Raw genomic sequence first — 11,009 nt, forward strand, 5'->3', positions numbered from 1 at the left:
TCCTCTTTTTTTGCTTTCCGCTAAGCACATAGCCAATAGTTTCCGTTAATCGGCCCTGTAGTCCACTTTGGCGTAATGGCGTTGTCTATCAGGATTTGAATTTGTAGTCTGTCACGATGCGGTCGCATGGAACAACATTATGAGAACAACGAAAAAAATGCTCAAAACACTCGGTATTGTGTTTGTGATGACACTCTTAACCGTCGCATGTGGCGGAGGGTCTGACAGTACAGATGAGCCAGTTGTGACTCCGACAGTACCCACACCTGATCCGGTGGAGCTCACGCCTGAAAGAGAAGGTAATTCCGTTGCCAGAATGTGGAATGAGCAATTATTGCATGCGATTCGCAACGATTTTGCCCGACCCACCGTGCACGCCCGTAATTTATTCCATATCTCGGCGGCCATGTACGATGCCTGGGCGCTATTTAACAATAATACTCCCTGGCTCTATGGTAATAGTGTTGCTGACTTTTCCTGTAATGCTCAATCCATCTCAATTCCTGAAGACATACTGCCCCTTCAGGAAGAAGCTATCAGTTATGCCGCATTTAGTCTGATAAAACATCGCTTTCGCTTTTCACCGGGGGTAGGTTTTATCTACGCTGATATTGAACAGTTAATGGCTGAGTTGGGGTTTGATTCCGCCTTTGAGTCCACTGATGTCAGTGCCGGGGCGGCTGCAGCGCTGGGCAACGCGATTGCTGAGTGCTATATCGCCTTTGGCTTGCAGGATGGCGCTAATGAGGAAGGTTTTTACGAGAATCTGCATTATCAACCGGTGAATCCACCATTGGTTTTAGACAGCGCAACCGTTGGTAACAGCAATATTGTGGATATGAACCGCTGGCAGCCACTGGTGATCGAAGGCTTTATCGATCAATCCGGCAATCGCACTGAAGATGCGCCAGATTTTTTAAGTCCGGAGTGGGGCGACGTGGTGCCATTTGCATTAACAGATGCCAATAAACAAACTTATAATCGCGATGGCTTTGATTATCAGGTATATCACGATCCGGGATTGCCGCCGTTAATCGGAACCGATTCAGCTGCCCAATATCAATGGGGTTTTGCCCTGGTGTCGGTTTGGTCCGCTCATTTAACCCAAACCGATGATGTGATGTGGGACATTTCTCCCAACAGTATTGGCAATATCGCCGAGTTCCCTCAATCTTTTGCGGACTTTCCCGACTTTTACCAGCTTTTACCCGGTGGTGATGCCAGTCAGGGGTATGAACTCAATCCTGTCACTGGTCAGCCTTATGAAGTGCAGATGGTGCCCCGTGGTGATTATGCGCGGGTATTGGCAGAGTTTTGGGCGGACGGTCCCGATTCGGAAACACCGCCCGGTCACTGGTTTGTGATCCTCAATACCATTAACGACCATCCACAATTAGAAAAGCGCTGGCGAGGCGAAGGTGAAGTAGTAGGTAATCTGGAGTGGGATATCAAAAGTTATTTCACCTTGGGCGGCACTATGCACGATGCCGCGATTTCTGCCTGGTCAGTAAAAGGCTGGTACGATTATATCCGTCCGGTTTCCGCCATCCGCGCTATGGCCGATTTAGGCCAGAGCAGCAATCCTACACTGCCTTCTTACCACGCTGATGGTATTCCTCTGGTGCCGGGCTATATCGAATTGATTGAATCGGGTGACGCATTGGCAGGTGACGATAACGAGCACGTGGGCAAAATTAAGTTATACGCCTGGAAGGGGCCAGATTATATTGAGGACCCGGCTACCAGTCAGGCTGGAGTCGACTGGATACGCGCAGAGAACTGGTGGCCTTATCAGCGCCCCACGTTTGTTACTCCACCTTTTGCCGGTTATGTTTCCGGGCATTCCACTTATTCGCGTGCCGCTGCTGAGGTACTGACGGCGATTACGGGTTCTGCCTATTTCCCCGGGGGCATGAGTGGCTTTGAGGTACAGGCGAACGAATTTCTGGTATTTGAAGAAGGACCAAGTGTGTCGCTGACCCTGCAATGGGCTACCTATCGCGATGCTGCTGATCAATGCAGTTTGTCCCGTATTTGGGGCGGTATTCACCCGCCAGCAGATGACATTCCCGGACGCCTGATGGGCGAGCAAATTGGCCAGCAAGGCTTTGCTTTCGCAGAGAGCTTTTTCAACTCCGGCGACTGAGGTAATTATTCTTTGCTTCTACTCCCTGCGCGCAGACGATTAGAATGCTTGTGCGGGCTCTCTCTTGGCCCGCAACTTTTTCGTCAACTGAATAGTGTTGAAAATTCTTTGCTCCATGGTCCACATTTCTGAGTTCAACCTATCTCACCTGAAGCATTAGTTTTAAATAGTACAAAAATTCGCTTGGCACTCTTCGATTACGCGTGTAATACTTGGTTTGATTACACATGTAATCAAGTGGTTTGTTGTTGATCTAAATGGAGTATCACAAGTGAAAAAGAAACTAGTTTTTAGTCTATGTCTCGGAATGTTTGGGGTAAGTGCTACTGCACAAGCGCAGGATTTCGAAAAAATAATGCAGTGTCATTACTCTGCTGACGCACCGGGTATGGCAGTGAGGTTGGAGCAATCGGGGCAACTAATTTACAGCAATGCTTTGGGGCTGGCCAATATTGATGAAAAACGGCCGCTCCGGGAAGATAGTGTGTTTCAGATTGGTTCGGCGACTAAAACATTTACAGCCGCTGCGATTTTGAAATTAGCTAAACAAAAAAAGCTCTCCTTACAAGATCCTTTGGGCAAATTTATCCCTACACTAAATAGCGAATACAGCAAGTTAACCATTGCCAGGGTGTTAAGCCACACCGCAGGCTTACCTGATTACCTGGATAATCCCGAAGTCACCGCGATTTGGGATAAATATGCCACTATCGATCAGGTATTGAATATCGTTACTAAGCAAGCGCTTATTGCTGAGATGGGGCAACGCTATAGCTATTCAAATATGGGGTATCTTTTATTGGGTAAGGTTATTGAAGTGGCCTCGGGGTTGCCTTTCTCGCAGTTCATGCAAAATAGCTTTTTTAAGCCACTAAAAATGAACAGTACTTTTGTTATTACCAAGGGCACAACTGCAGGCAGTACAAATGGTTATACCCTTAGTCAAGATGGCCCTGAACAGTACATCAAGCCAGATGATCCGTCGGAAAGCCTGTGGAACATTGATCGTAGTTGGATCTATGCCGCTGGGGCAATCGCCTCAACGCTTGCAGATATGAGTCTCTGGAATAAAGCTCTAAAATCCGGGAAAGTGATTTCAAAAGATAGCTATCAAATGATGACAACCAAAGCAACGCTAGAGGATGGCACAGCAGTTAACTATGGGTTTGGTATCGATATTTATCCTATTAGCGGAATGGAAAGTTTCAGTCATCAAGGCAGAGTACCGGGCTTTTTTGCCTGGAATATTACTTTTCCGCAGCAGGAGTTGAGTGCCACGATATTCAGTAATCAAGACACCCAGCATCCCGGCCCTGCATTATTGGACATGATTTCCGTGCAGTTGGGTTTATCTCCGCAACCTGTTACAGAAACCTCGGATATTGAGGCGTTAGCGAGTAAATTGGTTGGTAAATATGAAACTGCTGACTCTGAGGTACTGACCATAACCTTTGAAAATAAGCAACTTTATGCTCAATTCGAGGGGCAAACGAAGCGCATGTTGATACCCCGTGAAAACGATGCTTACTCCTATGAGTGCACCGAGAACTACTTTCAGCTGCGCGTTAACCAGGAAAATAGTGAAATTGTTCCCGTGGATTTATATCGCGGTGCACAACCAGCTTTGGTAAAACTGTAAACGGCAAACAAAAAAGCTAATCTGTCTCTAAATGAGGATGATACAAGCGAATAAACTGGTTGCTGGCGATGTTGGTTACTATGGTTTCCTCGGCTGCATTGCCGGGCCAAACGATGCGAATTTCTTCGATAGTAGCATTGTCGCCAAGCCCGAAATGGGCCTCCACCGGATTTTGTGACACATAGTGATTGCCCAGTTGCAGCTCTTTAAACAGAGTTAAGTCGCCAGCTCTTACATAGATTTTTGCGCCTACGGCTTCCGGGTTTTCCAGCAAGCCTTGCAATTGGATGTTGATAAAACCGTTTCCTTGGGCAGCGCTGTCATTGCGATACAGAGTGGGTGATTTACCGCTGTTGGCAATCATTAAATCAATATCGCCGTCCCGGTCATAGTCATAACAAACTAATCCACGTCCCATGTCGGTGTGGGTGATACCAAACTGTTCAGTTTGTTCCTCAAAGGTGCCATCTTGTTGGTTGATGTACAGCCGTGCTGGAGTCGCTAAAAACTGAGCAAAGTTACCACTTTGGGCTTGTTCTTCTGTCCAGCCGTTGTAGCCATTAACGATAAATAAATCATCAAATCCATCGTTATTCACATCGGCAAAACAAGCGCCCCAAGCCCAGTAGCCTTGGCGCACATCGGCATAATCGGTCATGTTTAAAAAAGTGCCGTCGCCTTCATTGCGATACAGGCGGTTACCATCAAATAAGCCCACGGTGAGAAATTCTTCGCGAGGATCACCGATGGCAGAGACAAACCAGTCCAGATCGCCATCATTGTCATAATCGGCCACGGTACCGCCCATGCCAGCGCGGTCGTTGATCACTGCGGGTACCGTTTGATCCACAAAACTACTACCGCCGTTGTTAACCAGTACCTGACTGGTGCTCCAGTCAGCAGCCAAAAGTAAGTCGGGGAACTGGTCCAGATTGATATCGGCAAAAACCGGGGTGAAGGAAAACTGATCTGCCATGGCATCGGCATCAGCGCTGTCGAACTCTTCGAGATCTACCGTATCACTGATATCGTGATATTGATTAGGGCCACGATTTTCCCATAAAAACTCCCAGCGGTTTTGGGGATTATCGGGGTGCCAGTGAGCAAAAAACAGATCCAGGTCATTGTCGTTATCAATGTCACTGGCTGCTACAGAGTAGGTATCTTTGCTTAACGTCAGCGCGACAGTGTCGCTGATCTCAGTAAAACTGCCATCTCCCGCATTCTTAAATATCTGCAACCAGGGGCTGGCTTCCTGAATACTTAACAGATCGCTCAAACCATCCTGATCAACATCTACAAAGGCGGCGGAATGGTCTGTTGCACTAACATTGATACCCGAAGATACGGTGATATCGGTAAAGTTATCCTCTGCTGAAAGACTGAATAGTTTGCCTTTAGTATCGCGGCCATGGGTGACGTAAATATCCAGATAACCGTCCTGGTTAACATCCTGTACGGCAATGCCGCCTGCCACGCGAGCTGGAATGCCATCTTCCGGGCTCGTATTTACCTCGTAACACAATCCTGCCGCTTGAGAAATATCGCTGAAAGGGCCGCTGCTGCTGGTTGCATCGGCAGCACAGCCTCCGGCAGCTAACTGGTTGGCAGAGGTACGCAGTGTAATAACATCAATTCTCGGTCCGGTGTCTTCAACGGGCGGTGGGGTTGTCGGTGTTGCGGGCGTTGGTATAACAGGTGGCGTGGTATCGGAACCACCGCCACCGCAACCACTCAGAAATGCAAGTGTTAAGGCTGAAACGATAAATTTGCTGCTCACTGATGGGCCTCTATTGACTGCTTATGTGTTGTTTACCCGGACTTTTGACGGTGCATCCCACGAAAAAAACACAGATAATTTGCTGAGTATTAACAGGTTTAATTGTTTGGCCAATAAAATTACGTCAAACCGGGATCAGTAAACGTTGAGTTGGTACAGTTTATAGATTTATGGACTTTTCAAAGTTGGGTAAGCTGGCCAGGGGATGGACTCAGTTCGCTTTTAATCTTTGTCAGTTACAGGGTGGCTGGACAACAATTTATTTAGTGAATACCTTTCGCCAAGACGATTGTATTGTTCCCGATGAATCTCAATCGCCTTGATTAACGTTGCCAAAATACTCAGATAAACAGATTTAATGGGCACGTAATTTTTTCAAAATGGCGTCCGGCACATCCATTTGCATCAAAAAAATGGCATCAGCATCAGACATGCCTGGCAGGTGTGACTCAGTTCTGAGTGTTTCAAAAATAGCCTTATCTTCCGCTTTTTCTGAGTTTTTGTTTTGTTGGTTGTGCAAAATGTCCATAAGTACCTCCGGCGCGATTGCATATCTTGTTATCGCCCGTTTATAAAATTACTGGAGTACGACTTTGGTCTATAACCAAACCGATTCGCAAATTTAAGGTGCTTGATACTTTCCCCGGTGCTGGTTGCAGTTATTTTCTCTGAATACTTAGTTAACTTGTTGTCCAGGGAGCCCCGAATAGCACTTCAGACTTAACATCGCTGAGACTTGTAGTGGTGTGTTTTCAGGGAGTCAATACGAAGCCACCCTTTGAAGGAGGTGGCTTATTGATTTGAAGGCACAGCAATTCGCAATATGACTTATAAATCCTGATGCGGGCCAAATACCTCGTAGTGTATGCGTTCTTGGGCGACTCCCTGAGCCAGGAGCTGTTTTTTGGCAAATGCCATAAAGCCCACCGGACCACACAGATAAAAATGGGCCAGACCATAAGGTACGTCTACTGCATCAAAATTCATCATGCCCTGCAGGGCGTCAGCATGGCTCTGCTGTGCATACCATGTAAACGATTGCCAGTTGTTATGGGATATGAGCGTTTTTGTACGCTGTGAAAAGCTGTGCTGTGCTGGTGTTTCACAGGCGTGTAAATAGTACACCTGGTGTTGATAATGAATATGCGCAAGGTGCTCTAGCATCGCCTGCATGGGCGTCGCCCCCACACCCGCTGAGATCAGAACTACTGGCGTGTTTCGATCCAGGAAGTAGAAATCACCCGCTGGGGGGTGAACCTCAATAGCGTCGCCTTTGTTTACATGGTCGTGCAGGTAATTCGAAACTACTCCTGGAATGTCTCCGGACTCGCGTTTAACCGAAATGCGATAGCACTTGCCATTGGGTTTATCTGATAGGGAGTATTGTCGTATTTCGGTGTGCGGATAGCCAGGTGGCTTCACTTTTATCCCCAGGTATTGGCCAGGCTGGTATGAAATGACCGGGCCATTATCTTCGGGAACCAGGATAAAGCTCTTCACCAGTTCAGACTCTTGCTCAATGGCCTGCACGATAAAGGTTCGGGCATTACGCCAACCACCAGGCTCAGCTAGTTTGCTAGTGTAGAGCTGCTGCTCGCGGTGTATAAACATCTCGGCGAGAAAGCTATACGCCGCTTGCCAGGCTTCTTCCACCTCAGCGGTGAATAGCTCGCCAGTCAGATCTCTGAGGGTTTCTGTTAAATGGTGCCCTACGATTTGGTACATCTCTGGCTGAACGTTGAAGCTTGTGTGCTTGTGAGCAATGCGCTCAACGTCTTTTCGCAGCACTTGTGGAGTTTCAATATTTTTGGCGTAGGCGGCAATGATGCTAAACAACGCCAGTTTTTGCGCTCCTGACTGCTGGTGGCTCATATTGAAAATGTCCATCAACTCGGGATGTGCGGCAAACAAGCGACCATAAAAATGGTCGGTTAAGGTGGCACCCGTTGTCTCCAATAAAGGGGCGAGGGACTTAATGATATCTATGTGAGATTGCGTGAGCATGGTTGTTTTCAAGTGTTTTTCCTTAATAGGTTCAAAAAATTAATATTGCTTGCGCGGGGCAAGTAAAACAGGGCAATAGCAAAGCAGAAATATCAGCAAGGCCAGCAACCACAGCAGGCTACTGAGTTGCCAGCTCAATACGGGAGCCCCAAGTCCGGGGAGAATGGCGCGCACCAAAGCCGCCGTGGCCAGCAGCACAAATGCCATACTCATTAGCGGTTTTGGTGTTAGCGGCCTGCCGGTATGCCCCAGCGAAACGCGACTCATCATGGACAGGATCATCAGGCCTATTGCGCCTATGGTGATCAGGTGCAGTGCGGCACTCAGCGAAATCACAGGAGCAATAAAACTCACCCCGGTGGCCAGCAGGCCCAGTGCTAAAAACAAATAGGCGCCATGCAGCGACCACAATAATGGCAGTGTGAATATTGCGCTGTGATACCAGCGCACTAATCGATATAAGTGCAATCCGCCTGAGGCGATAAAGAGTACAGCAGGGGATACGGGCAGCGACATAAAGTGCCCGGTGATAAACAGCGCAATGCTCGTTGCGGAAACCCAGAGCAGTGCCTGGTCGGTTTTTGGGGTTGGGAGCATTACAATCGAGCCAATGCCCCGTTCAGTGAAAAACGGGATAACGCGTCCGGCGATAATGGCCATTAACAGGGTAAACATCAGTACCATGGAGCGACCCAGATGCAGGGCCAAAGCCGTGTTACCTGAAATATCTGCCAGCAATATACTGAGATTGAGTACCGCCATCAGCGTGAATACAGCAATTAGCAGATAGTTGCGTCGGTTTTGAGCCTGAATCAAAAGACGGGCAAACACCCATATCGCCGCCACCCACCACAGCATTTGTACAACAATCGCAGGTATAACAAGGGCGCTGTGATTGAACCAGAAAACGAGCCGGGCTATTAGCCATAGCAGCATAAACAAAGCAAGTGGTCGGCCTTTGATGCTGGCCAGTCCGGTCCAGGTTTGCACAGCCGTCAGGGTAAATCCAATAGCAACGGTGGCGGCAAAGCCAAATAACATCTCGTGCAGATGCCAAAGGGTTGGCGTTAGAGCGGGTTCACTGAAACGCCACCAGTTGTTGAGTATGCCTAACCAGGTAACTATAGCAAACACACTGCTAATGCTTGCCAATAAAAAGCAAGCGCGAAATGCCAGGTGCCACAAAGGTAAGTTAAAAAAGGCATCAGCGACCTGTTTTAAGTTGGGGATTGGTTTGGGTATTAGTTTGGCTGGTGGCATCGTCTTTAGACCACCTCGCCTAAATGCTTGCGTCCGATACAACGCAGCACATAACCTATTTTAAAAAAGCCGGGTAAGATCATTGAGCCAATATGCGCGGCGATTTCCACTGGCATAGACACCAGATGATTGAATTGGTAGCCAATTAATAGGGCCGCAATAAAGACAAGAAGTGAGATGGCCATCAGGCGATTGCCAAAGCGCCAACAGCGTCGAAAGTTGCTCCTGCTGCCTTGCTCGGCAGTTAGGTGAGGCTCTGACCAGCGCGGGAGATTTGGACTGGTTGGGGGATGGGTTGCATTACAAAGTACATTGTTCATGGTGTTGGGTCCTCTTGCCACATCGAGATACTGTTTGCTTATCTATCAGAATCATTAAACACACAATTGAATACTGGTATTCCAACTTTTGTGCCAGGTTAATAAAAGTAATATAAAACAGTGATTTACAGTTTTTTGGTAGGAACAGATGCTAAGAAAAGGTCATTTAGACCTTTCTCAGGATGGGTTATAATGACCTGAAAAGGTTAAATGGTGATATTGTGAAGCTGACAACCGAAACGTTATTAGAATTTGCCACCGCTCAGGTTACGGGTTTATCCAATACTGACCGCTTTGCGCAATTATTGAATACCCTGACTAAATTGATTGAGTGCGATGCCATTGTTCTGTTGGCGCTGCAAGGCGAGGTGTTGAAACCGTTGGCCCAGAAGGGTTTGAGCCAGGATACATTGGGGCGACGCTTTAACATTCAGGCGCATCCACGGTTTTCTGCGATAGTGGAAGCATCAGGCCCCGTGCGCTTTGCGGCGCAATGCCCATTACCGGATCCCTATGATGGTTTGTTAGCCGGACATAAAGGCAACTTACCAATCCACGCCTGTATGGGCATCCCACTCTTTTTCGCAGGCCAACTTATCGGGGTGTTAACATTCGACAGCTTGTCGCCAATGGCCTTTGAATCTTTACCGGAACAGCAGTTACAAAGCATTGCTGCGATTGCTGCTTCAACCTTGAAAATCGCATTGATGCTCGAGGAGTTAGAATTCAAAAACGCCAGGACACATTTGCTGGTGGCAGAGCTCAACCATGAGGCGTTGGCGCGTGAGGGTAGCGAAATTCTGGGAGAAAGTGACGTGATGCGTCGCCTCAAAAAAGAGCTAAATATAGTGGCGGCATCGCCTTTTAGTGTACTCATTCTTGGCGAAACCGGGGTGGGCAAGGAGCTCATAGCCAAACATCTGCACTTGCAATCTTCCCGCGCCAATAAACCCCTGATATACGTCAATTGTGCGGCCTTGCCAGAGAATCTGATTGAAAGTGAGTTATTCGGGCATGTAAAAGGAGCGTTTACGAGGGCGGACAAAGACCGGGCCGGTAAATTCCTGCTGGCTGACGGCGGTACATTGTTTCTGGATGAAATTGGCGAGTTGCCCGTTGCGGCACAAAGTAAATTGCTCAGGGCTTTGCAATCCAATGAAATCCAGCCCGTGGGCAAAGATGCCATACAGCATGTGGATGTGCGGGTTATCGCTGCCACTAATCGTCATCTGGCGGATGAGGTGGCTGCTGGTAACTTCCGCGCTGATTTGTATCATCGTTTGAGTGTGTACCCGGTGCAAATCCCACCGCTGAGAAAAAGGCACGGAGATGTTGCCCTGTTGGCGGGGTATTTTACCGAGCAGTCCCGGCGGAAATTGGGCCTGCAGCAACTTAACCTGAGTTCGACGACTATTGCACATTTTGAGCAATATCACTGGCCGGGTAATGTCCGGGAACTGGAGCATGTGCTTTCGCGAGCTGCCCTAAAAGCGTCTTACGAGCAGCAATCGAACGCGATTGTCACCATCGAACCCAAGCATTGTGGCGATTTGAGTATTGCGCCCGGTGGGGCAGAACTCCAGTCTGCGGAGGTATCCAGAGCAAATGCAGAGGCATTATCGCTAAGGCAGCAGGATATCAAGCAACAAACCGAAAATTTTCAACGGAAATTGATTGAAGGGACGTTAATTCAATGCAATGGAAACTGGGCTGCCACTGCCCGGCAGTTAAATACCGACAGATCTAATCTGGTACGCATGGCCCGGCGCTTAGGTATTGAGGTGCACAAGCAGATTGTTAGCCATTAAACTCCCGCTGAGTTACTTAATTTGCTATCACTCATAGCAACAGAGAAGGGCA

8 protein-coding genes are annotated in these 11,009 nt (G+C 48.1%); 3 read left to right on the plus strand and 5 right to left on the minus strand.

The genetic code is table 11. From position 1 onward, the window contains the following. Nucleotides 1-139: 139 nt before the first annotated feature. Both AABA75_RS01655 and AABA75_RS01660 read left to right on the plus strand, forming a co-directional pair. Nucleotides 140-2,146, plus strand: a complete 2,007-nt coding sequence (locus AABA75_RS01655) for a vanadium-dependent haloperoxidase (protein ID WP_338290653.1) — start codon at nucleotides 140-142, stop codon at nucleotides 2,144-2,146. Between the two features lie 271 nt (nucleotides 2,147-2,417). Further along, entirely contained in the window at nucleotides 2,418-3,785 is a 1,368-nt protein-coding gene (locus AABA75_RS01660) for a serine hydrolase domain-containing protein (protein WP_338290654.1), read from the plus strand. A 16-nt stretch (nucleotides 3,786-3,801) separates the two neighbouring features. Here AABA75_RS01660 and AABA75_RS01665 read toward each other — a convergent pair whose 3' ends face one another. From AABA75_RS01665 to AABA75_RS01685, 5 genes are all read right to left on the minus strand, one after another. After that, a complete protein-coding gene (locus AABA75_RS01665; RefSeq protein ID WP_338290656.1) occupies nucleotides 3,802-5,565 on the minus strand; it encodes a CRTAC1 family protein in 1,764 nt (587 codons plus the stop codon). A 355-nt stretch (nucleotides 5,566-5,920) separates the two neighbouring features. Continuing rightward, entirely contained in the window at nucleotides 5,921-6,094 is a 174-nt protein-coding gene (locus AABA75_RS01670) for a hypothetical protein (protein ID WP_338290657.1), read from the minus strand. Between the two features lie 299 nt (nucleotides 6,095-6,393). Then, nucleotides 6,394-7,581, minus strand: coding sequence for an NO-inducible flavohemoprotein (hmpA, locus tag AABA75_RS01675; protein WP_338290658.1), 1,188 nt, complete (start codon nucleotides 7,579-7,581; stop codon nucleotides 6,394-6,396). A gap of 27 nt (nucleotides 7,582-7,608) precedes the next feature. Next, nucleotides 7,609-8,829, minus strand: a complete 1,221-nt coding sequence (locus AABA75_RS01680) for an NnrS family protein (protein WP_338290659.1) — start codon at nucleotides 8,827-8,829, stop codon at nucleotides 7,609-7,611. 5 nt (nucleotides 8,830-8,834) lie between these two features. Beyond that, nucleotides 8,835-9,149, minus strand: coding sequence for a hypothetical protein (locus AABA75_RS01685; protein WP_338290660.1), 315 nt, complete (start codon nucleotides 9,147-9,149; stop codon nucleotides 8,835-8,837). Nucleotides 9,150-9,370: 221 nt separating this feature from the next. Here AABA75_RS01685 and norR point away from each other — a divergent pair, with 221 nt between their 5' ends. Further along, the gene (gene norR / locus AABA75_RS01690; protein ID WP_338290661.1) at nucleotides 9,371-10,957 is read left to right on the plus strand and encodes a nitric oxide reductase transcriptional regulator NorR; all 1,587 of its coding nucleotides are present in this window, start codon (nucleotides 9,371-9,373) and stop codon (nucleotides 10,955-10,957) included. Nucleotides 10,958-11,009 lie beyond the last annotated feature (52 nt).

Source organism: Planctobacterium marinum, assembly GCF_036322805.1.
Classification (GTDB): domain Bacteria; phylum Pseudomonadota; class Gammaproteobacteria; order Enterobacterales; family Alteromonadaceae; genus Planctobacterium; species Planctobacterium marinum_A.